Below are 21,036 nucleotides of genomic sequence, written 5' to 3'. Positions count from 1 at the left end.
GGTTGTGGTTCAGAACTCTTGTCGAAGCAAAGGTGCCGGTCAGGTGCCGGCGAGTCCCGTCGTCGCCACGCCCTTGATGATCTGGCGCTGGAAGAACAGGAAGACGAGGATGAGCGGCAGCGCCGCGAGCAGCGCGGAGGCCATGTTCTGCGCGTACTGGATGCCGTAGGCGCTCTTGATGGTCTGCAGGCCCACCGGCAGGGTCAGGATGGAGCCGTCGTTTGTGGAGATGAAGGGCCAGAGGAAGTTGTTCCAGGCGCTGATGAACACGAAGATCGCGACGGCGGCCAGGATGGGGCGTGAGAGCGGCAGGATGATCTGGGTGAAGATCCGCATCCGGCTGGCGCCGTCCATCACCGCCGCCTCCTCGAGTTCACGCGGGATCTGGTCGAAGAACTTCTTGAGCACGAACACCATGGCGGGGTGGATGACCTGCGGCAGGATGATGGCCCACGACGTGTCGATCATGTGCAGCGCCACCATTTGGTAGAACAGCGGGATGATCAGCACCGGCGGCGGGATGATGATGGAGGCGATGATCACCGTCATCAGCGCCCTCTTGCCGCGGAAGTCGATGCGGGACAAGGCGTAGGCCACCAGTGCGGAGATGGCCAGCGTGATCACGGTGATGGCCGCGGAGGTGTAGAGGGAGTTCCAGGTCCACAGCGGGATATTGCCGTCCTGGAACACCTTGACGAACGCGTCGGCCGTAAAGCCCGACGGCGGGATCCAGCTTACTTTCGGCGCTGCGGCGTCCGTTTCGCTCTTGAAGGCGGTGACCGTTGCCCAGGCGAAGGGGACGAGCCACAGGACGGCCAGGATCGCGGCGACCGCCAGGACGGCGGACCTGCCGGCCGTCATTTTCCTGCGGGGCTGGCGGAGTCTGGTGGCGGTTGGCGGTGCGGGTCGGGTGAGGGTCTGGGTTGCCATGGTTACGCACTCCTGCGGCGAGTGATGAAGAACTGCATGACCGAGACGGCCACGATCAGCCCGAAGAAGATGTAGGAGATGGCTGCGGAGTAGCCCAGCCGGTAGCCGGTGAACCCGGTTTCGAAGATGTACTGCACCACCGGCCGGGTGGATCCTGCCGGGCCGCCGGCCGTCATCTGGTACACCTGATCGAAGATCTTGAGTGAGGCCAGGATCTGCAGCAGCACGATCATCACAGTGGTCGGGGTGAGCTGCGGCAGCGTGATGGAGAAGAACTGCCGCCAGGCTCCGGCACCGTCCAGCGACGCCGCCTCGTAGTGCTGGGCGGGGATGTTCTGCATGGCGGCCAGGTACAGCAGGAAGTTGAAGCCCACCGTCCACCAGAGTGTGGCGATGACGATGGCCCACATGGCCACGTTCGGGTCGTTCAGCCAGGCCACCTTGGGCAGCCCGATCTTCGACAGCGAATCGTTGATGAGGCCCAGCTGCGGGTTGTACATCCAGGAGAAGAACAGGGACACGACGGTGGACGCGAGCAGGTAGGGGGCGAAGTAGGAGAGCCGCCACAGCCACTGGGCGGGCAGTCCGACGTTGACCAGCGCGGCCATGACCAGGGCCACGAGCACCAGCGGGACCGTGCTGATCACCGTGAAGTAGAGGGTGTTGCCGAGGGAATGCCACATGTCGGCGTCGGCCAGGGCCTCGGCGTAGTTGGCCAGGCCGATCAGGCTGTCGTTGGCGCCGGTGAGGGACTTGCCGGTGAGGCTCATGTACAGGCCGTACAGGAGCGGCCAGACGAGGAACACCAGGAAGAACGCCAGGAACGGGGCTGCAAAGCCCCAGCCGTTGAGGTTGTCCCGGGTCCGGCGGGGACTGGACCCTGTGTTGGTGAGGGCCGGGTTTCTGCGGGACTGGTTTCGGCGGGGCTGGCCGGGCACGGACGGCGCCGTCTGCTCCGCGCCCTGGGTTGTTGCTAAGGAACTCAATGGGACTCCTTTGTCGCTCAATGCTCTCGGATGCTCAGACCGGGTTGGGCCGGGAAAGAAGGGTGTTGGTGCGCCGCACAAAGGCGTCCCAGCCGTCGGCTGCCTTGTCGCGGCCGAGGAGTACGTTCTGCACGTTTTCCGCAAAGTAGGTCTGCCAGTCCGAGCCCGAGCCGCTGAACCAGGCCTCGGGGTCATAGGCGATGATGTCCGCCGCGTTGGCGTAGTGGATCTGCGGCGTGAGCTCCCGGTACGCCTGCGACTGCACGATCGGCTGGTAGGCCGGGATGTGACCGGCCTCGGCCCAGGACAGGGATCCCTTGAGGATGTCGCTGACGAACTTGTACACGTCGCGCCGCTTTTCGTCGTCGACATTCAGCTGCCGCGGCAGGACGAAGGAATGCGAGTCCGCGTACGACGCCGGGGTGCCGTAGAGCGTGGGGATGGTGGCGGCGTCGACGGGCAGCTCCGCCTTCTTGAACGTGGGCAGTTCCCAGACGCCGCTGAACAGCATGCCCGACCCGCCGCGGGCGAATTCCGCGATGCCTGTGCCGATGTCGCCGCTCTTTGCCGCGACCGTGTCATCGAAGAGTGAGGCCATGAATTCCAGGGACTCGACGGCGGCATCCCGGTCGGCCTTCATCGGCTGGCCCGGGGTGAGCTCCATGTCCGCCCCGTGCTGCTTGTAGAGCGTGTAGAACAGCCGCCACATCTGGGATCCGCTGCCGAGATAGCCGAAGGACAGGCCGTGCGCCTGCGTCACCTTCTGCATCTCGCGGGCCATGGCGAGGAAGTCCTGCGGCGAGCTCACTTCCTGCAGCTGCCCGTTGGCGCCGAGGACCCCTGCTTTGCCGGCGATGTCCGTGTTGTAGAACATGACGAAGGGGTGGGAATCCAGCGCGATGGAGAACACCTTGCCGTCATGCTGGCTCTTGTCCCAGATCCTCGGGGCGAAGCTCTCCGCCGTCACGCCATGCTCCGCCAGCAGGGACATGTCCCACGGGTCGATGAGCCCGCCCGGCGCGTAGCCGGGGACGCGGCTGGCGTGCATGATGGCCAGCTCCGGCGGCCGGCCGCCAGCCGATGCCATGGCCAGCTTGGTGTAGTACGGCGGGCCCCAGGCCAGGACAGTCGGATGGACCGTGAAGCCCGGGTTGGCCTGGTTCGCCGCGCTGATCATGGCCTGCATTTTGATGCCGTCGCCGCCGGACAGCAGGTGCCAGAACGCAATGTCCCGCACGGCTGCCGCCGAGGCGGTTCCGCCGCAGCCCGTCAGGCCGGCCGCCGCAAAAACGCCGCCCAGGGCAGCCGTCCCCACCAGCAGCTGCCGTCGGGACACCTGCCTGCCGGGCACCTGCCTTCCCGATGTCTGCCTTCCGGGGAACTGCTTCCCGGCGAAAAATTCAAACTGCTTCACCCGTCACTCCTTTGGATGGGTCCGCTGAAAGTAATCCTTGTGGCGCCGGGCCAGCTCTCTTCCGGTTGCTTCGTCCCGGGTCCGGTGAAGGCCGGCGTGTGACGCAGACCTCACATTACATCGTTGTAAAACACGGCACAAGGAAAAATTGTTAGCGCCAACAATATGATGTGATGGTCTCGCTTAGCGGCGGGTTTTCTCTAAAACGCGGTGCTGTCCCGCTCGACGATCCTGTAGTCCACTGTGACCACCCGCTGCTCGCCGGCACGGTCGGTCATCCGCTCGGTGAGGAGGCGCAGGGCCTCGCTGGCCACGCGGCGCTTGTCGAAGGAGACGGTGGTGAGCGACGGCACGGCATACTGCCCGTCGGCGATGTCGTCGAAGCCGGCCACGGCAATGTCCTCCGGAACCCTGATGCCCCGCTTCCACAGCACGCTGAGCGCACCGATGGCCATGGAGTCGGTGAAACAGAACAGCGCATCCGGGAGCGGGTGCGCGTCCAGGTAGGAGGCGAGCGCGTCCGCCGCCGTCTGGGGCGTCCATTTTTCGCAGGGGATCAGCAGCGAGTCGTCGCGGTCGAGGCCGAGTTCCCCGAGCGCGGCCTGGTAGCCGCGGGTGCGCAGCACTGCCGCTGCCGAGTGCCGGCCTTCGGCGGTTCCCAGCACGGCGATCCGGCGGCGGCCCGTCCGGGCCAGCGCGAGGGTCATGTCGCGGGCGGCGGCGACGCTGTCCACCCATACCCGGTCGGCGAGCTGTTGGGACACCTCCCCCAGCAGGACCACCGGCGGCAGCGAGACGCCCACCTTGACGGCGGTCTCGTCCAGCACCACGGGGTTGAGGATCAGCCCGTCGATGAGGTTGGACCTCGCCCGGGACATCAGTTCGTATTCCCGCCGGGGGTCGGATCCGGTTTCCTCGATCTGGACGCTCCAGCCCTGCTCGTGGGCCACTTCCACCACGTGGTGCGCGATCTCGGCGGAATAGGGCGTGGCCAGGTCAGGCAGCGCCAGGGCAATGACACCGGACCTGCCGTTGCGCAGGCCTCGCGCGGAGAGGTTGGGCACGTAGTCGAGTTCGAGGATGGCCTGTTCCACCTTGAGCCGCGTGGTTTCGCTGACCTGCACCACACCGTTCATCACGTTCGAGACGGTCTTGGGTGAAACTCCGGCATGGCGCGCGACGTCCTTGACAGTTGCGCGCACTGCTCCCCTTTCATCCACGGATGTGAACGATGTTACCGCCCGCTACCCCGCCTGGCTGGCGCCGGCCGCCAGCCCGGCCTTCCGGCGTCGGGCGTTCACCAGAATCCAAACAGCGACGCCGACGACGGCTGCCGCCACCCCGCCGGCAACTGCGGGGAGAGCGTTCCACGAGCCGGAGGATGGCTGGGCCGCGGCCATTTCCCCGGCCGGGGCGGCAGCCGGTGCCGCGGACGCAGGCGGCGTTGCCGCCGTCGAACCTTGCGACACCTCAGCCAGGGCTGCCGCGCTGAACCGGGACACCAAACCGCCGGTCGCGCCGGTTCCTGGGCTGAGCACGATGACCGAACCGTCCGGGGCCACCGCGAGGTGGCCGGGGCCGCCGTCGGTGGGGAGGGACCCCGCCACGTCCATGGTCTCCGGACGGATGACGGACAGTTTCCGGGTCAGCAGGCTCGTCACGTACAGCGAGCCGTCCTGTGCGATGGCCACGTCCTGCGGTCCGCCCTCGACGTAGATCCGCTCAGCCACGGTGCCGGCGCCGGGTTTGACGACGGCGATGTCGCTGGACTTGATGTTGGCTACATATACGGTTCCGTCAGGGCCGGCAGCGATGCCGTGCGGCTCCTCCGAGGTTCCGGTGTCCGAGACCAGTTCGATGGTCTTCGAGACGGTGGCCGCCCCGGCCGGGATCACGGAGACGGTGCCGGCAGTCTGGCTGGTCACGAACGCCGTTCCGTCCTTCGTGACCGCCACCTCCGCCGGGCCCGCCCCCACTTTGACGGTCCGGTCCACGGCTGTCCCGCTGGGCGCAATAACGGAGAGGGTGTTCCCCGCGGGGTTGGCGACATACACCGTTCCATCGGGTCCGGCAGCGAGCGGGTGAAGCCCGGCTGACACCGGAATGGACCGGGCGATGGCTGCACCTCCGGCCGGGACAACGCCGACAGCGCCCTGGTACCCGTCCGTCGTGGCCACGTAGAGCGTGCCGTCCGGGCCGAGCGCGAGCCCCGTGGCGGGGTGGCCTCCGGTGCTGATGGTGCGTGTGGCCCGCGCGGCTCCGGCGGGAACCACGAAGACACCGCCGCCCGGGCCGTAGTTGCCGAGATAGGCCGTGCCGTCCGCGGCAATCGCCACCCGCACCGGCGTGCCTACGACGTAGATTGCCTCGTCAGGCGCCGCCACGGCCGGCGCCGCGGCCAGTCCCAGGATTGCGCCGAAAACGGCGGTGAACGTGGCCCAGCGGTACTTCATGAAATTTTCCCCCAGCAGATTTTCCAATGATCGTCGGCGTAAAGCCAACCGGAAGAAGCCTACTGGTTACCGGGACCGGCCCATTGACCGCCGGCTCCGGAGTCCGAATAGTGGGGGCATGGCAACCGCGATTTCCGATGCGGAGTTCTCCAAACAGTGAGGAAAGGCTATGAGCAATGAGGCTCCAGTACTCGTCGTGGGCGGCACCGGCATGCTGGGCGGCAAGGTAGTCTCCGCGCTGCAGGCAAACGGCAAGCAGGTGCGGGCACTGGTCCGTCCCGGTTCGGACGCTGCAGGACTTGAACGCGGCGGCGTTGAGGTAGTCCGCGGGGACATGATGGACCCGGAATCCCTGCTCCGCGGCATGGAGGGTGCGGATGCGGTCATCACGACGGCGGCCGGATACACCCGGCACAGCAAGGGTGACACCGCCGACATTGATATCACCGGCAACGCCAACCTCGCCGACGCCGCCGCCCGGGCCGGCGTTCGCAGGTTCGTTCTCACCAGCATCCTCACGTGCGACCAGACGCCCGGCGTCCCGCATTTTTGGCACAAGCGGCTTGCCGAGGACCGGCTGGAGGAACAGCACGTGCCGTTCGTGGCGCTCCGTCCGGGCGCCTTTCTGGACCAGGTCGCCCGGTTCGGCGGAGACCCGTTCGCGAAACGGCGGCTGACCTGGTTCGGTTCGGACCAGGTTCCGATGACCTTCGTTCTGACGTCCGATCTCGCCGGCTACCTTGCTGCCGCCGTCGACGCGGACGTGGCGCCGGGAACGCGGATCGATATCGGCTGGGACCGCCCGGTGTCCATGCACCAGATTGCGGACATTTCCGGCCGCCTTCTCGGGGAGAGGATCAGCGTCCGCACCATCCCGGCCGGGCTCCTGCACACTGCCGGGAAGGTCCTCGGACCCGCGGTTCCCCTGGCCCGGGACATGAGCGCCATGATCGACTGGTTCCAGACCGGCAAGTACGTCGCCGACACCACCCGCCCAGCAGGAGATCTTCGGCCATCCGCCTACGGCGGAGGACGCCGTGGCCAGGTTCCTGGCAAGCCTCGGACACACTCTCCGGAAGTAGGCAGCCAGCCGAGCAAAAACGGAACGGACGACGGCGGGACGTTCCGCCGTCGTTCTCTCTCGCCTATACGTCCAGGAAGCGTTGAAGGAACGGGAGAGTCGCGAGCATGGGCTGCAGGTCGCCGTCGCTGGCGGCGAGTTCGCCGAGGTAGTCGCCGTGGCCGCCGGGCACGATCAGCAGCCGGGCACCGGGGATGGCGCGTGACATCCGCACGGCGTGGTCGGGGCTCATGACGTCCTGGTCGGCGCACAGCACCAGGGTCGGCGCTGTGATCCTGCCGAGGTCCTGCTCGGACCAGCCGGGGAAGCCGACGATGCGCTGCCGGTTCAGCTCGAACAGCCGCTCGAGGTGCCCGGGTTCGGGATTGAGGCTGCGGTCCGCGTCCCGGTAGACAGCGGGCATGTTGTCCAGGGTGGCCGATTTCATGCCCTCCCAGAACTCGTTCGGCACGGCGTCGCGGCTGAAGAACGTGGAGGCGGCGACGAGGCGGCGCACCCTGGCCGGGTGCTGCATGGCCAGGGCGAGGGCGGTGTGGCCGCCGGCGCTGAAGCCGAGCACGTCCACGGAGTCCAACTGCAACTGGTCGAGGACCGCCAGGACGTCGCCGGCGGAGTTTTCGGCGGTGAGAGGGCGGTCGGTGGGCAGGGTGCGGCCGTGGCCTTCCTCGTCGACGGCGATCACCTGCCGTTCGGATGCCAGGAGCGGGATGATGCTGGCGAAGTTCGTCTGGATGGTTGAGCCGCCGCCGGGGATGAGGAGCAGGGGCGTCTTGCCGGCGGTCGCGTTGCCATGGAGCTCGTAGTACATGCGCAGGTCGCCGTTGGCCGCGTATCCGTGGGTGAAAGTCACACGGCATCCTAACGCCGGGTGGTGACGGGCGGGTAGGGCTTCCCATCCGTTCCTTCCCCGGGTCCGAATGCCTTTCAGAGCCACAGGAGCAGCAGATGACCATCAGCATTCAGCAGGACGCCGTCGTTCAACGGGACACCGCCCGCACCGGAGCGCCTCCGCTGCAGCGGCGCGTTATTGCCACGCAGTTGGGTCCCGTCACCGTGCGTGTGCAGCAGGGCATGCAGCCGGCGAGCAGCACTGCGACGGTCTACCTGCACGGCGCCGCGGGATCGTGGACCACGTTCGAGGCACTGCTGGCCAAGGCTCCGGACTTTGACCGCGTGCTCATCGACCTGCCCGGCTGGGGTGAATCACCGGCGGCCGTCCTGCCGGAGGAGCTCAGCGTCGAAACGATGGCGCGCGCCGTCGTCGGAATACTGGACTCGCTGGGTTACCGGCGCTGGAGCCTGGTGGGCCATTCCATGGGCGGCTTCCTGGCACTGCACCTTGCCGCGAGGTGGCCGGATCGGGTTTCCGGCGTTGCAGCCATATCGGCCACCACGTTCGCGGTGGCCGGGGCGGCGCGGGGTCCGCTGCGCAGCCTGCCCGGCTTCCCGGCGTTTGTCGGGATGCTGCTGGCCATGCGCTCCATGGCAGCCCTGGGCACATCGGGGCCGTCACTGATCCGGGCCGTCGGCGCCACACCGCTGATGGGGCTGGTGCTGTCACCGCTGTTCGCCGACCCGTCAGCAGTCCCCCAGCACGTGATCCGCGGGCTTGTGTCCGATGCCCGGCCCGCCAGCTTCGCCGCAGCTGTCCGGGTTGCCGCGGACTACGACTTTGGCCAGTGGCGCGCCATCCGCTGTCCGGTGCTGGCGACGCGCGGGGACAGCGACGTGTTCACGCCGCCGTCGGACCTGTTCCGACTGGCCGCGGTGGTCCCGCACGCCCGGCTGGAAACGATCCCGCGCTGCGGCCACTTCGCCAACGTCGAGCAGCCGGCGTTTCTGCAGCGCCTGCTCGACCAACCCAGTGTTCAACTTCCGGACATTCAAGGTACGGCAGTCTCGTAATTCCGATTCAGATACCGGTGGTTTCGTAATTCCGTCACCCCCAACACCTGACGGAAGGCCCCTCCATGCACGCTCGTGCAGGCATTATCGCCGCTTCACTGATTGGTCTGCTCGCCCTCACCGGATGCTCCGGCGGGGCCAGCGCCTCCTCCGACTCCCCCGCCAAGGAACTCACGTTCGCCACTCCCCCGGGCACCGACGATCCCGAGGAGCAGCAGATCATGGCCGATCTCGCCAACATGGTGGGAGACGCTTCCGGCCGCACCGTCAAGAACCTCCAGCCGGCCGACTACCTCGGCGTGGTGGAGGCCGTGCGCAACGGCTCCGTGGACGTCGCCGTCCTCAGCCAGTTCTCCGCTGCACTCGCCTACAAGACGGACAGCGTGGACCCGCTCCTCGTCTGGGGTGCCAGCAAGGAACCGGCCAGCTTCTGCCTCACCCGCACGGACAGCGGCATCAACTCCCTGGCCGACGTCAAGGGTCGCCAGGTGGCCTTCGTGGACCCCGGCTCCACCACCGGCTACTTCATGCCGAAGTCCCTCCTGGCCAAGTCCGGCCTGACCGACGGCACCGACTACAAGAGCACCTTCGCCGGCTCCCACGACTCCGCCGTCATGGCCATGGTGAACGGCAGCGTGGACGTCGCCTGCACCGCCCGCCAGCTCTACCCCACGTTCCTCGAAAAGAAGGTCTTCACCGAGGACAAGGTCAAGATCATCGCCAAATCCGACCCCATCCCCGTCGGCATCTCCATCGTGGTCCGCAAGGACCTCGACGAAGGCACCCGCGCCGCCCTCAAGGAAAAGCTGCCCGCACTGATGGCCGGCAACGCGAAGGTGGCCAAGACGCTCGGGCTCGCCGGCGAGCCCACCGCCGACCCCGAGTTCAGCACCTACGCGCCGCTCGTGGACGTCGCCCAGTCCATCGGCGTGGACCTCGAGGACCTGCGGTGACCAGCCCCGCACTCGCCCGCCCGGCCGCCACCCCGCCGTCGGCACTGCCCATGGAACGCCCGACGGCGGCACCCCCTACCGTCGTCGGCCGCCGGCTCCGCGTTGAATACGGCAGCCAGGTTGCCCTGAACGACGTGGACCTCACCGTTTTTCCCGGCGAAGTGCTGGCCCTCCTGGGCCACTCCGGGTCGGGGAAATCCACGCTCATGAAATCCCTCACCGGCACCACTGTCTTCACTGCCGACGCCCTGGATGTCGCCGGGCGGGACGTCACCCGGCAGTCGCCGGCCGGGCTGCGGGAGCTGCGTTCCGACGTCGGCCATGTCTTCCAGCACTTCAACCTGGTCCCCCGGCTCAGCGCCCTCACCAACGTGCTCACCGGCGGACTCCACAACGCCGGGCCCATCAATCTGCTGGGCACGTTCAGCTCCGCCCAGCGGACCCAGGCGCTGGAACTGCTGGACCGGGTGGGCCTTGCCCACAAGGCGAAGCAGCCCTGCCGCAGCCTCAGCGGCGGCGAGCAGCAGCGCGTCGCCATCGCCCGCGCCCTCATGCAGCGGCCCCGGCTCATCCTCGCCGACGAGCCTGTCGCCTCGCTGGATCCCCGGCTGGCCGGGAACATCCTGGGCCTGCTGCGCGACATCGCCCGGGAGGAACAGATCCCCGTCATCGTCAGCCTGCACGTCGTGGGCCTCGCCCGCCGGTACGCCGACCGTGTCCTCGGCCTGCACTCCGGTGAGGTCGTCTTCTCCGGCTCCGCCGCCCACATCACCGAAAAGGAGGTGCAGCAGATCTATGGCACCGACACTGAGCTCCTTGAATACTGAACCGCAGCATACGGAAACACAGCAGTCTGAAACGCCGGCTCCCGCGCCTGCCGCGGGCAACTCGCTTCCGGAAGCCGACCGGCTCCGGCTGTCCCGCCCGTTCAGCCTCCCCACGGCCCGGGGTGCCGCGCTCTGGGCGATCCTCGCCGTCGTTCTTGTCTGGGCGGGCGCGGGAGCCGGACTTAACCCGGACAAGCTGGTCAGCGGCCTGCCCAACATGGGTGACTTCCTCGCCCGGCTGTTCCCGCCCACGTTCGACAAGTTCGGCGTCATCGTCAGGCTCCTCATCGAAACCCTGCAGATGGCGGTGGTGGGCACGGTCCTCGGTGCGCTGGTGTCGCTGCTGCTGAGCTTCGGCGCGGCCAGCAACATCGCCCCGCGCTGGGTGTACGCCGGCTGCCGCTGGATCCTCAACGTGCTGCGGTCCATTCCGGAGCTCATCTATGCCCTGATGTTCGTCTCCGCCGTGGGCTTGGGGCCGTTCGCCGGCATCCTGGCCATCGTGCTCGGTTCCGTGGGATCCATCGGCAAGATCTACGCCGAGGCCATGGAGTCCGTGCAGCCCGGTCCCGTGGAGGCGCTGGCGGCCGTCGGCGCGGACAAGCGCCAGATCATCACCTACGCCATCCTGCCGCAGGCCGCTCCCCTGCTGGTCAGCTACACGCTTCTCCTGTTCGAAGGCAACGTCCGCGGCGCCACCATCCTTGGCCTCGTCGGCGCCGGCGGCATCGGCCTGGAGCTGACCACCGCCATGCGCATGTACGACTACGGCCACCTCTGCGCCATCATCCTCAGCATCATCGTCCTGGTCAGCATCATCGACCGCCTCAGCGCCCTGATCCGCGCCAAGCTCAGTTAGGAACTCCCATGCAGGAAACCGTGACCCTCACCGCCGGCTCCGGGGTGGATGTCCCCGCCAGCCAGGACCTGGCATCCGACCTCACGCCGGTCAACCTCCGCGATCTCGGCGGCCTCCCCGTGGACGGCGGCACCACCCGCCACGGCGTGCTGCTGCGCAGCGACGACGTCTCCGTGATGCCCGCCGCTTTCGCCCGCCAGATGATCGACGACGGCGTCCGCGCCGTGATCGATCTCCGCTCACCGGAGGAGGCACTGCTGACCGGCCGCGGGCCGCTGACGCTGCCCGGCGTCAACTACCACCACCTCGCCCTGACCGCCTCCGTCTCCATGCCGGAGGACATCAGCCGGGAACTCATGTCCGCCTCGGCAACGCCGGAACACGTGGGCGCCTGGTACGCGGACCTGCTGGAGTCCCAGGCCCGCCAACTGGCCCTCGGCGTGACGCTCGTGGCCATGGGCGAGGGTGCCACGGTCTTTCACTGCGCGGCAGGCAAGGACCGTACGGGTGTGTTCGCCGCCGTCGTGCTTTCCCTGCTGGGAGCCTCCGCGGACACCATCTCGGCGGACTATGCGGTGACCGCCGCCCGCCTGCCCCGGCTGTACCCGCGGCTCCGGGCCATCCTGGGGCAGCTGATTCCGGAGTCGCAGCTTGCCGCCGGACGGGACGAGGGACATGGACAGGGCGCCATGATGGGCGCCCACGCCGCCTCGATGGATGCCATGCAGCGGATCCTGGCGGAGCGGCACGGCAGCGTGGCAGAGCCCGTTCGCCGGGCCGGGCTCAGTGACGCCGTCATCGGTCAGCTCCGTGCCCGGCTGGTGGAAGCCCCATGACTGAGACGCTGCTCCGGGCCGACGTGCCCGCCGGCATGCAGTCCGACCGCCGGCCTGGCCGGCCGCGCGATACTGCGCTGGAGTCGGCCGTCCTCTCAGCCACGGCGGACCTGCTGCTGGAGCGGGACATGAAGGACGTGACCATCGCCGCCATCACGGAACGGTCCGGCGTCAGCCGCGCCGCCGTCTACCGGCGCTGGGCCAGCCGGGAGGAGCTGCTCGCCGCCGCTCTGGACAGCGTGCGGTCCAGCGTCGAGCTGGTACCCGGCGCCACCACCCTGGAGACGATCCTCAACAGCTACGAACAGTCCTCGGTCGCCGTCGAGGGGCGCGTGGGCAGCCTCGTAAAGAAGCGTGTGGCCATGGGCCTGGAGAACGAGGCGCTGCGGGCCCTGTCCTGGGACCGCCACGTGTCCCGCCGGCGAGCGCCGATCGCGGACGAGATCCGGCGCGGGATGGCTGCCGGCGAAATCGATGAATCCGTGGACGTGGAGGCCATGATCGACCTCATCAACGGCCTGTACTACTACCAGTTCGTGGTGCGCGCCCCCTCGGATCCGGAGGAAGCCCGGGTACGGATCCGGGCGGCCGTCCGGCTGGTGTTCCGCGGAGCTTCGCCAGGCGTCCTTCGCCCTGATTCCAAACCTACCGGTCAGTAACGTTCGTGCCGAGTTCACCGCGGATTCATGATCCGATCAACTGTCCTTGCCTGAATGGACGGGACCATCCCCCCATTTCTTCAGGAGACATTGTGTCCCGTTCATTCACCCCGTCACGGCGCGGTGTCCTCGCCGCAACCGGCGGCGCCGTCGCGGCTGCCGCCGTCTGCGGCTGTCTTTTGGCCCCCGCCGGCCCCTCCGCCGCCGCGCCAACGGCCCCGGCCCAGGTAACCGCTGCTCCCGTGACGTCCGGCACCCTGGACCTTGGCGCCGCAGATCTCCCCGAGCACCGGACCGTAACCACCCTGGCGCCAGGCCTGACCCGGACCTCCATTACCCGCGGAACCCCCAACCCGGACCTGCAGTGGACGGCCGAGGTGGCCATCCCGTCGGCGTCCCCCGACCCCGACGCGCCCGCGTCGGCACTCTCCACCGAGGCGCAGGCCCGTTTGGTGGCCGGCAAGCTCAAGGCAGCAGGCATTTCCGCCCGTGTCGAGCATGTCCGGTCCCCGCAGCTGGCCGACGCCGGCGGGGACCTCGGCTACCGGGTGCGCGCCGGACAGTTCCCGGCCAAAGCCGACGGGTCCGCCACCGTCGCCCAGATCAAGGCCGCCGGTTACGCGTCCTCCGTGATCTACACCGGCTGGGACGGCGACGAGGGGAGCAGCAGGAACACCCGCGGACCGTGGAAGCTGGAGGTCCTCACCATTGATCCGAAGGTGTTCCGCGGAGACCTCACTTCCTCCTTCGGCCCGAACCTTCAGGACCGGGAAACCACCAGCCAGCTGGGATCCGCCGCCGGAGCCCTCGCCGCCGTGAACGGTGGCTACTTTGTGCTGGACCCGAAAGCCGGAGCCCCCGGCGACCCGGCCGGCACAGCAGTCCGGGACGGCAAGGTGCTCAGCGAACCGGTCGGCGACCGGCCCGCCTTGGTCATCGGCGCCAAGAACGGGAGTTCCATCCAGCGCCTGCGCTGGGACGGCTCGGTTACCGCCCCCGGCAACGCCGGAAAGCTGGCCCTGGACGGCATCAACCGCGTGCCCGGCCTGATCCGGAACTGCGGCGGCACCGACGATACCCCCACGTCCCTGCCGCTGCACGACTTCACCTGCACCGACGCGGACGAGGTTGTGGCCTTCACGCCCGAGTTCGGCGCCTCAACACCATCCGGGCCCGGGCTCGAGGTTGTCCTGGACGCCCACGGAACGGTCACCGCCGTCAACAACGTCCGTGGCGCAGCTGTCCCTGCCGGCGGGCACACCCTGCAGGCCACCGGGGCGGACGCGGACAGGCTCGCGGGTCTGGCCCAGGTGGGCTCGCGGCTGAAAGTCGCAACGGACCTCATCAACGGCGACGGCAAGCCCCTGAAGCCCGGCGCCACCACCGACGTCGTCAACGGCGGTCCCGTGCTGGTCGAGAACGGCAGGGAACACGTGACGGCTGCCCGGGACGGCATGGTCCGCTCCGGCGACAGCAACAGTTTCTACTACGGCTGGGTGCACAAGCGGAACCCGCGCACCATCGCCGGTGTTGACGCCGCGGGCCGCACGCTGCTGGTGACCGCCGACGGACGCCAAACAACATCCCTTGGCCTGAGCATCAAGGAAGCGGCGGACGTTGCCCGCTCGCTCGGCATGGTCAGCGCCATCAACCTCGACGGCGGCGGGTCCACCACCATGGTCCAGGACGGCCGGGTTGTGAACTTGCCCTCCGATGCCACCGGCGAACGTCCGGTGGGCGACGCGCTGCTCCTTCTGCCCGGCCGCAAGTCCTGAAGTTTTTCCATCCCCATCACATCAACGGGAGAACAACCAGGAAGCACACGACCGCAAGATCAGCGGCGAGAAATGCCAGGACACGGCGCCCGTCACCCCGGGCGACCCGCTGTATCCGCATGTCGGGAAGTACATCAAGGACCTCACCTTCGCCCAGGTCCGCGGCCTGGACTGCATCTCCCGGACCCTGGCCAAATTCCCGGGCCAGCCAGGTCAAGTTCAAGATCGAAACCAAGGTCGAGGCAGGAGCCCCCGAGCAGACCGCACCGCGGGAACAGTTCGTGGACGTGGCCCTGCACGAAATCAAGGCCGCCGACATGCAGCACCGCGTCTCCATCGAGAGCTTCGACTGGGGTGCACTGCCCAAGCAGTACACCTATCCCCCTGCTCCTGCCAGGGCCGCATAGGCATTGGCCTGCTCGCGGACCTCGGAAACGTAGTCCGCGGAATGGTTGTATGACAGAACTGCATCGGTCCAGTCCTGGCCCGCACTGAGGTTCCGGCCACCGGAACACAGATAGACAGCCGCACTGAGGGCGGCGTCGTCGATGTTCAGCGGATCGGCGGCGCCGTCACCGTTGCCGTCCTGTCCGGCCGTGCGCCAGGTCGACGGAATGAACTGCATGGGCCCCACGGCACGGTCCCAGGCGGCGTCGCCGTCAAGGGAGCCGCCGTCGGTGTCTGGGATCGGCGCAAAGCCGTCCCCGTTTAGCTGGGGGCCGACGATGGGCCGGTTTGAGGTGCCGTTGGACGTCAGGGAACCTCCGCCGTGGGTGCCGTGGCCTGACTCGATGAGGCCAATGGCCGCGACGGTGTTCCAGCCGATCGAGCAGGCGGGCTGGGCCGCATTGGCGGTGGACGCGGCGGAGGCGTAGGCCTGGAGCGCGCGGGCGGGGATCCCTGTCAGCGCTGCGGTGCTGGCAAGCCAGCCGGCGTCAGGCAACGGGGCGGCTCCCGCCGTCGAGCTCGTTGACATCGGTTCCATAACAGCGCCCGACGCCGGTGCGGCGCCGTGCGCCCTCTGCCCGCCCTCCGCTGGTGTCCCGTTCGCCGCCCCGTCTGTTTGTGCATGATCCGGCGCTGCATAAACGGGCATGGCCACGGTGACGCCGGCGGCCACGGCGCGGATTCCCTCCGACGGGTTCGGGACGGCGCCGAGCGCAGCATCGGGCGCCGGGAGCCGGACGGCCCAGATGAATGCCCCGGCGATCACGAGGATGGCCAGGCTATTGAGCAGGACCAGTGGTTTCACACGCGGCATGGACTAGCCGAACCTGCCGTTGACGTAGTCGTTGGTGCGCTGGTCCCGGGGGTTGCCGAACATGGCTTCCGTGTCCCCGTGCTCCACAATGACGCCCGGGGTGTTGTGGGCTGCGAGGAAGAAGGCACAGGTGTCCGAAACCCGGGCTGCCTGCTGCATGTTGTGCGTGACGATCACGACTGTCACCTGGCCGCGCAGGGATTCGATGGTTTCCTCAACCCTGCGGGTGGAGGTGGGGTCAAGGGCCGAGCACGGCTCGTCCATCAGCAGGACGCGGGGGCTGACGGCGAGGGACCGGGCAATGCACAGCCGCTGCTGCTGGCCGCCGGAGAGCCCGCCGCCGGGCTGGTGCAGGCGGTCCTTGACCTCGTCCCACAGGGACGCCTTCCGCAGCGAGTCTTCGACCAGGAAGTCCTTTTCGGCCCGGCTGGCCTTCAGCCCCGCAAGCTTCAGGCCGGCCACGGTGTTTTCGTAGATGGACATGGCCGGAAAGGGGTTGGCCTTCTGGAAGACCATGCCGATATTGCGGCGTGCTGCGGTGATCCGCTGGTGCGGGTCATAGATGTCCTGGCCGTCCAGGAGCACCTGCCCGGAGAGGGAAGCGCTGGGCACCATCTCGTGCATGCGGTTGAGGATGCGCAGGAAGGTGGACTTGCCGCAGCCTGACGGCCCGATCAGGGCCGTGACCGTGCCGGCTTCCATGGTCAGTGATACGCGGTCGAGGATCTTCCGTTCACCGAACCAGGCGCTGATGTTGTCCGCATCGAGGCCTGCCGCGGTGCTGGCGTCGGCCAGGTTGAAACGCTTGGGGGCCGTGTCCTGGAAGGGGCCGCCGGCGTCGTATGCGTCGTCGGCGTCGAAGACGGCGAGCGGCTGGCTGCCGGAGGCGTCCGGCACGGGATCCATGGCGGTGGTGTGCGGTTCGTGTGGCGTGTTCATTGCAGGAATGTCCCTCATAGCAGGTTGGGCAGCAGGTGGTTGATTTGGGTCCCGGTCAGCAGCGCGGCGGCTCCGAGCAACGGAGCGAACACCAGCCAGGTTTCCGCCTTGCCCCATCTGGTCCAGGACCAGACGGCGGCGAGTGACACCAGGATCAGCAGTTGGAGGAGGAGGACCAGCGTGAACAGGTCCGTGGTGTCCTGGCCCATGGCCTGTTCGGCCTCAGGCAGCGAGCCGGGCAGGATGACGGGAGCCGGCTTGTCGAAGGCCTTGGATGCGAGTCTGGCGTCCACGCGCAGCACGTCGTTGGGCATGAAGGCCGGCCCGTCCGCGGTGATCAGGGTCAGCCTGCCTTCCGTTCCGGTCGGAAGGGCCGGGGCCGTGTCACCGGCCCGGCGCTGTCCGATCACCTCGTAGGTGGCCGTGCCCTGGCCCGTGGTGACGGTGAATTTGCTGCCGGGCTGGGCGCGGGCCAGATCGCGGAAGACCCCGCCGAAGGCCCCCGAGCGGCCCATCAGCACGCTGGTGCCGGGCTGTCCGGGCAGCGGTGTGTCGCGCCGGTGGCCCACGCCGTCCATCGTCTGGGGAGCGGCGGTTCCTTCGACGATGACTTCGCGGATGTTCAGGTCCGGCATGGACAGCAGCGCGACGGGCGTTCCCGGGACCACGAGCTTTCCTTCATAGTCGGTTTGTCCCAGCGGCGCTGATCCTTCGCTGAGGGTGAGCCGCAGCTGCTCGTACAGCCGTGTCTGTGCCGTGGCGTGCTGCAGCGGTGAGACCACGATGATGTTCACCAGCTGCAGGGTGATCACCGCAGCCACCATGGTCAGTGCCATGGACAGCACCAGGGCCAGCGGCCTGGCCGGGGCCACGGCTTTCCGGGACTTGGACGGGCCGCGGCGTTTTCCGGTGCGGTCAATCCTGGTCCTGGCCGTGCGGCCTCCCGATGCCTTCGATGGTCCTGATGCGTTCGGTGGTGCCGCCGCTGCGGTCTTTTCCGGGCTGGTTACGGCGCTCACGTCGGGGAGCCCTGCTTCCCGGCCCTGGCAGACGTGGCCCTGGCAGGGGTACGCCGGCCGAGCAGGTGCGCAACCAGTGGCGGGGCCAGCACCAGGACCAGCAGGAGCAGCCCGATGACCACAAGCAGTGTCTGCGGCTGCCCCCAGCCGCTGTTGGCGGGCAGGTTGGTTGAAACCGGGGCGAGGGCCTGGCCGGCGACCGCCCCCTGTGCCTGGGCTGTGGTCCCGCAGGCGCCGGTGTCCGCGTCGCAGGAGGTCGCGGCGCTGCCGGCGGCAGCCGCGGTGTTCCCGGTGGCGGCCGGCGGTGCGGCAGCGGCGGGCGCCGCACCGGCCGATGCAGCCGCCCCCGCGGCAGTCCCGCCGGCAGTTCCGGCGGCGGCTGCGGGCGCTGCCTTGCCGCCGCCGTTTCCGTTGTTGGAACCGGTGCTTCCGGGGCCCTGGTTCTCCGCGGCGTTGGAGCCGGACCACGGAGCCTGGCAGGAAGCGTTGCAGGCGGGATCGAAGGGGGCGCTCCGGACGAGCTGGTTCATGGCCGGTGAGTCACCGGGCTTGAAGGTGGGGTTGTTGCAGGCGGGGGTACCACCGGTGCGGACGCTGGTTCTGGTCTGGTTCATCTTGTCCAGCGTGGACTTGTCGACGCCGGGGATTTTCTGGATCTGGTCCATGGCGGCGAGGACGAGGTTCATGGGCAGCGGCGAGTAGCCGAGCTGGCCCATGGGCCGCTGGCCTTCGCACAGGGCGTAGTTGGCGAAGTATCCCAGCGTGGAGCCCTGGGCGGCGTTCAGCGCCTCAGTGGTCTGCGTCGGGACGATCATGTACGAGTAGGCGGACATGGGATAGGAGCGCGGATCCCGGTACCCGTACACCCGGGACAGGTCCTGGGAGAGATAGTTGGCCGACTTGCTGTCCAGGTTGATTTTCGCCTGTGTCAGGGCGACGGCGACAGCAGATTCCGTGGGCAGCGTATAGAAGCCGGCGGCGTTCTTCACCTGTGCCGTGGGGAAATCGATGCCCTTGGCGTAGGAGTACTCGTCATAGTTGATCGTGTACTGGTTGTTGGCGGTGTAGGTGGTGACGCCCTGCGAACCGTTCTGGGCCACGAAGTTCTGCAGCTGGCCGTTGCCGATGGGGAAGAACGACGTGGCACTCCTGGGGTTGCAGCCGGTTTTCTGGCACAGCTTGGCGTAGTCGGCGGGGAACTGCCGGAGCAGCCACAGGGTGAACTGGGCGGTGGCGCCCGAACCGTCGGAGCGGACCACCACGTTGACGCGGGCGTCAGGCAGCGGGACGCCGGGGTTGTCGGCCCGGATGATGGGCTCGTTCCACTTCTGGACCTGGCCGGTGAAGATTTTCGCGATGGCCTGCTGCGACAGCTTGAGGCTGGTCAGGCGGTTCGGGCCGGTCTTCAGGTTGTACATGAACGCGGTGCCGCCGGCCACCACCGGGAGCATGGCGTACTTGAACGGCGGCAGGCTGTTGTCGCGCGGGTCGGCGGTGTCCCCCGTGTACGGGATCTCTGAGACGGCGAACTGCTTCATCTTGTCCGCGAATTCCTTGCGCCCGGTGGAGGAGCCCTTGTTCTCGTAGTCCACGGTGACGCCCTGGGAACCGACTCGTGAGACCCAGTCCTGGAGGGCGTTTCCCGCCCAGGATGATCCCGAACCGCCGATCCGGATGTAGCTCGCTGCCTGCGCCGGGGCGAGGCCGGCAAAGATCAGTCCCAGGGCGGTGAGCACCCCGGCGAGCCGCACGGCGGTTTTGGCCGGGGCGGACCTGCGGAGCAGGGTAGATCTGCGAATCATGGGTTCTCCTGCCTTTCGGCATCTGCTGCGCTGTCCAGCGCGGTCGGTTCGTCGATGGATACGGATGTCCCGCCGTCGGCTGCCCCGGATTGCCAGTCCCGGAGACTGTTGCGTTCGCCGAGCAGCCGTGAGTAGTTCGCTTCGATGCGGGGCAGGTCGCGGCGGGAGACGGCGGCCATGCGGCGCAACTGTCCGTCGGTGCTCTTGCCGGCTTCCTGGCCGCCGATCAGGCGGGCGATGATGAACAGCACCAGCACCACGAGGAGCAGGAACGCAGCGGTGGCGAAACCGCGTGAGACCATGCCCGGAACCGGTGAGCGGACCAGGTCCAGGGCCGCCAGCGGCAGCGGGGTCTGCGGGCCGGAGAACGGGTTCAGGTTCATGACGCCGGTGAACCCGGAGGTCAGCAGAACGGGCGCGGTTTCGCCGATGCCGTGGGCGGTGGCCAGGATGACGCCGGTGGCCAGCCCGGACCGGACGGTGGGCAGGACGATGTACCAGACGACGCTCCACTGTCCCGCGCCCAAGGCGAGTCCGGCCTCGCGCAGGTTGCCCGGCACCAACCGCAGCACCACGTCCGCGGACCGGATCATGATGGGCAGCATGAGCACGGTAATCGCCAGCGAGGCGGCAAACCCGTTCGTCTGCCGGGTGATGGCCATGACCACGGCAGCGTAGATGAACAGTCCGGCCACCACAGACGGCAGGGCGGTCATGGCCTCCACTACGGTCCGCACGATGCGGGCCAGCCGTCCGCCGACTTCGTTGAGAAACACGGCCGTGGTCAGTCCCAGCGGAATGGTGATGACCAGCGCGATGCCGATTTGCTGCAGCGTTCCCACCAGCGCATGCAGGATGCCGCCCTCGTCGAGGCCGGACAGGGGCCCGGCGCCGGTCATGTCCTTGGTGAAGAAGTTGAGGTGGCCGAGGGCCTCCTGGCCCCGGCCGAAGGTGAAGAAGACCACCAGGGCCAGGGTCCCCACGACGGCGGCGCCGGCGGCGCAGAGGAGGACGGTGACGAAGCCGTCCCGCACCACGGGCAGCGGCTCCCTCAGGGCCAGGAGCGCCGTGTACAGCACCAGGAACCAGAAGAACGACACGGCGAACAGCCAGCCCGGAGGGATCAGCCCGATGCCCGCGGTCAGCAGCAGTCCCATGGCCAGGGCTGCCAGGGCGGATCCGATGAGCGCGAACGTGCGTTCCCGGGCCGCGCCGGTCCGGATCCGGGGTTCGTCGGCGGCGACGTCCGGTTTGTCCAGCAGGGGCAGGTGTGTGCGGCTGTCCGCCGCGCCGTCGGAAGCGGCGGGCCGGACGCTGATTTCGTCGATCAGGGACAT

At 68.2% G+C, this 21,036-nt stretch carries 19 protein-coding genes and 1 pseudogene; 9 read left to right on the top strand and 11 right to left on the bottom strand.

Annotated features, from left to right (window positions below):
* Nucleotides 1-39 precede the first annotated feature (39 nt).
* The 5 genes from R5O87_RS16795 to R5O87_RS16775 form a co-directional block, all read right to left on the bottom strand.
* Complete coding sequence (locus R5O87_RS16795; protein WP_410555678.1) at nt 40-930, bottom strand: carbohydrate ABC transporter permease; 891 nt, start codon at nt 928-930, stop codon at nt 40-42.
* A gap of 2 nt (nt 931-932) precedes the next feature.
* On the bottom strand, nt 933-1,868 hold the full coding sequence (locus tag R5O87_RS16790; protein ID WP_410555708.1) for a carbohydrate ABC transporter permease: 936 nt from the start codon (nt 1,866-1,868) through the stop codon (nt 933-935).
* Between the two features lie 82 nt (nt 1,869-1,950).
* Nucleotides 1,951-3,267 carry an extracellular solute-binding protein gene (locus R5O87_RS16785; protein WP_410555706.1) on the bottom strand — a complete coding sequence of 439 codons (1,317 nt, stop codon included), beginning with the start codon at nt 3,265-3,267 and terminating at the stop codon, nt 1,951-1,953.
* A gap of 263 nt (nt 3,268-3,530) precedes the next feature.
* Entirely contained in the window at nt 3,531-4,532 is a 1,002-nt protein-coding gene (locus R5O87_RS16780) for a LacI family DNA-binding transcriptional regulator (protein WP_410555677.1), read from the bottom strand.
* 42 nt (nt 4,533-4,574) lie between these two features.
* Complete coding sequence (locus tag R5O87_RS16775) at nt 4,575-5,783, bottom strand: DUF5074 domain-containing protein (RefSeq protein WP_410555676.1); 1,209 nt, start codon at nt 5,781-5,783, stop codon at nt 4,575-4,577.
* A gap of 169 nt (nt 5,784-5,952) precedes the next feature.
* On the opposite strand from R5O87_RS16775, the pseudogene R5O87_RS16770 reads away from it, so the two are divergent.
* Nucleotides 5,953-6,702 (top strand): annotated as a pseudogene (locus tag R5O87_RS16770) (SDR family oxidoreductase); the annotation flags it as partial.
* Nucleotides 6,703-6,928: 226 nt separating this feature from the next.
* On the opposite strand, the gene R5O87_RS16765 reads toward R5O87_RS16770, so the two are convergent.
* Nucleotides 6,929-7,714, bottom strand: coding sequence for an alpha/beta fold hydrolase (locus R5O87_RS16765; protein ID WP_410555675.1), 786 nt, complete (start codon nt 7,712-7,714; stop codon nt 6,929-6,931).
* A gap of 95 nt (nt 7,715-7,809) precedes the next feature.
* Between R5O87_RS16765 and R5O87_RS16760 the strand changes: the two genes are divergently transcribed.
* The 8 genes from R5O87_RS16760 (at nt 7,810) to R5O87_RS16725 (ending at nt 15,085) form a co-directional block, all read left to right on the top strand.
* Complete coding sequence (locus tag R5O87_RS16760; RefSeq protein ID WP_410555674.1) at nt 7,810-8,769, top strand: alpha/beta fold hydrolase; 960 nt, start codon at nt 7,810-7,812, stop codon at nt 8,767-8,769.
* A gap of 65 nt (nt 8,770-8,834) precedes the next feature.
* A complete protein-coding gene (locus tag R5O87_RS16755) occupies nt 8,835-9,722 on the top strand; it encodes a phosphate/phosphite/phosphonate ABC transporter substrate-binding protein (RefSeq protein ID WP_410555673.1) in 888 nt (295 codons plus the stop codon).
* On the top strand, nt 9,719-10,549 hold the full coding sequence (gene phnC, locus R5O87_RS16750; RefSeq protein WP_410555672.1) for a phosphonate ABC transporter ATP-binding protein: 831 nt from the start codon (nt 9,719-9,721) through the stop codon (nt 10,547-10,549). The genes R5O87_RS16755 and phnC overlap by 4 nt, the downstream gene beginning before the upstream one ends.
* Entirely contained in the window at nt 10,518-11,408 is an 891-nt protein-coding gene (phnE, locus tag R5O87_RS16745) for a phosphonate ABC transporter, permease protein PhnE (protein WP_410555671.1), read from the top strand. The genes phnC and phnE overlap by 32 nt, the downstream gene beginning before the upstream one ends.
* An 8-nt stretch (nt 11,409-11,416) precedes the next feature.
* Nucleotides 11,417-12,244 (top strand): tyrosine-protein phosphatase, encoded by an 828-nt coding sequence (locus R5O87_RS16740; protein ID WP_410555670.1) that lies wholly within the window; start codon nt 11,417-11,419, stop codon nt 12,242-12,244.
* Nucleotides 12,241-12,903, top strand: coding sequence for a TetR/AcrR family transcriptional regulator (locus tag R5O87_RS16735; protein ID WP_410555669.1), 663 nt, complete (start codon nt 12,241-12,243; stop codon nt 12,901-12,903). Before R5O87_RS16740 ends, R5O87_RS16735 begins: the two co-directional genes overlap by 4 nt.
* A gap of 92 nt (nt 12,904-12,995) precedes the next feature.
* A complete protein-coding gene (locus R5O87_RS16730; protein ID WP_410555668.1) occupies nt 12,996-14,678 on the top strand; it encodes a phosphodiester glycosidase family protein in 1,683 nt (560 codons plus the stop codon).
* Nucleotides 14,679-14,797: 119 nt separating this feature from the next.
* A complete protein-coding gene (locus R5O87_RS16725) occupies nt 14,798-15,085 on the top strand; it encodes a PI-PLC domain-containing protein (RefSeq protein ID WP_410555667.1) in 288 nt (95 codons plus the stop codon).
* Here the strand turns inward: R5O87_RS16725 and R5O87_RS16720 are convergent.
* From R5O87_RS16720 to R5O87_RS16700, 5 genes are read right to left on the bottom strand one after another with little or no spacing between them, the layout of a single operon-like run.
* A complete protein-coding gene (locus R5O87_RS16720) occupies nt 15,055-15,939 on the bottom strand; it encodes a lytic transglycosylase domain-containing protein (protein ID WP_410555666.1) in 885 nt (294 codons plus the stop codon). The genes R5O87_RS16725 and R5O87_RS16720 overlap by 31 nt on opposite strands.
* Before the next feature lie 3 nt (nt 15,940-15,942).
* Nucleotides 15,943-16,878 (bottom strand): phosphate ABC transporter ATP-binding protein PstB, encoded by a 936-nt coding sequence (gene pstB, locus R5O87_RS16715; RefSeq protein WP_410555665.1) that lies wholly within the window; start codon nt 16,876-16,878, stop codon nt 15,943-15,945.
* Between the two features lie 14 nt (nt 16,879-16,892).
* Nucleotides 16,893-17,897: a sortase gene (locus tag R5O87_RS16710; RefSeq protein WP_410555664.1), complete on the bottom strand. Its 1,005-nt coding sequence runs from the start codon at nt 17,895-17,897 to the stop codon at nt 16,893-16,895.
* Nucleotides 17,894-19,699, bottom strand: coding sequence for a substrate-binding domain-containing protein (locus tag R5O87_RS16705; protein ID WP_410555663.1), 1,806 nt, complete (start codon nt 19,697-19,699; stop codon nt 17,894-17,896). The genes R5O87_RS16710 and R5O87_RS16705 overlap by 4 nt, the downstream gene beginning before the upstream one ends.
* Nucleotides 19,696-21,036 carry a PstA family ABC transporter permease gene (locus tag R5O87_RS16700; RefSeq protein ID WP_410555662.1) on the bottom strand — a complete coding sequence of 447 codons (1,341 nt, stop codon included), beginning with the start codon at nt 21,034-21,036 and terminating at the stop codon, nt 19,696-19,698. Before R5O87_RS16700 ends, R5O87_RS16705 begins: the two co-directional genes overlap by 4 nt.

It is taken from the genome of Arthrobacter globiformis, assembly GCF_046536215.2.
Classification (GTDB): Bacteria; Actinomycetota; Actinomycetes; order Actinomycetales; family Micrococcaceae; genus Arthrobacter; species Arthrobacter globiformis_E.
Note: the sequence above shows the minus strand (reverse complement) of the source record. Positions and strands in the feature narration are given on the sequence as shown.

Excerpts from the sequence above, each read along its gene's own strand:
- R5O87_RS16755 (WP_410555673.1), top strand. The coding sequence starts at position 8,835 with ATGCACGCTCGTGCAGGCATTATCGCCGCTTCACTGATTGGTCTGCTC.
- R5O87_RS16705 (WP_410555663.1), bottom strand. The coding sequence starts at position 19,699 with ATGATTCGCAGATCTACCCTGCTCCGCAGGTCCGCCCCGGCCAAAACC.
- R5O87_RS16700 (WP_410555662.1), bottom strand. The coding sequence starts at position 21,036 with ATGTCCCTGATCGACGAAATCAGCGTCCGGCCCGCCGCTTCCGACGGC.
- R5O87_RS16775 (WP_410555676.1), bottom strand. The coding sequence starts at position 5,783 with ATGAAGTACCGCTGGGCCACGTTCACCGCCGTTTTCGGCGCAATCCTG.
- R5O87_RS16735 (WP_410555669.1), top strand. The coding sequence starts at position 12,241 with ATGACTGAGACGCTGCTCCGGGCCGACGTGCCCGCCGGCATGCAGTCC.
- pstB (WP_410555665.1), bottom strand. The coding sequence starts at position 16,878 with ATGAACACGCCACACGAACCGCACACCACCGCCATGGATCCCGTGCCG.
- R5O87_RS16795 (WP_410555678.1), bottom strand. The coding sequence starts at position 930 with ATGGCAACCCAGACCCTCACCCGACCCGCACCGCCAACCGCCACCAGA.
- R5O87_RS16740 (WP_410555670.1), top strand. The coding sequence starts at position 11,417 with ATGCAGGAAACCGTGACCCTCACCGCCGGCTCCGGGGTGGATGTCCCC.
- R5O87_RS16725 (WP_410555667.1), top strand. The coding sequence starts at position 14,798 with ATGTCGGGAAGTACATCAAGGACCTCACCTTCGCCCAGGTCCGCGGCC.
- R5O87_RS16720 (WP_410555666.1), bottom strand. The coding sequence starts at position 15,939 with ATGCCGCGTGTGAAACCACTGGTCCTGCTCAATAGCCTGGCCATCCTC.
- R5O87_RS16760 (WP_410555674.1), top strand. The coding sequence starts at position 7,810 with ATGACCATCAGCATTCAGCAGGACGCCGTCGTTCAACGGGACACCGCC.
- phnE (WP_410555671.1), top strand. The coding sequence starts at position 10,518 with ATGGCACCGACACTGAGCTCCTTGAATACTGAACCGCAGCATACGGAA.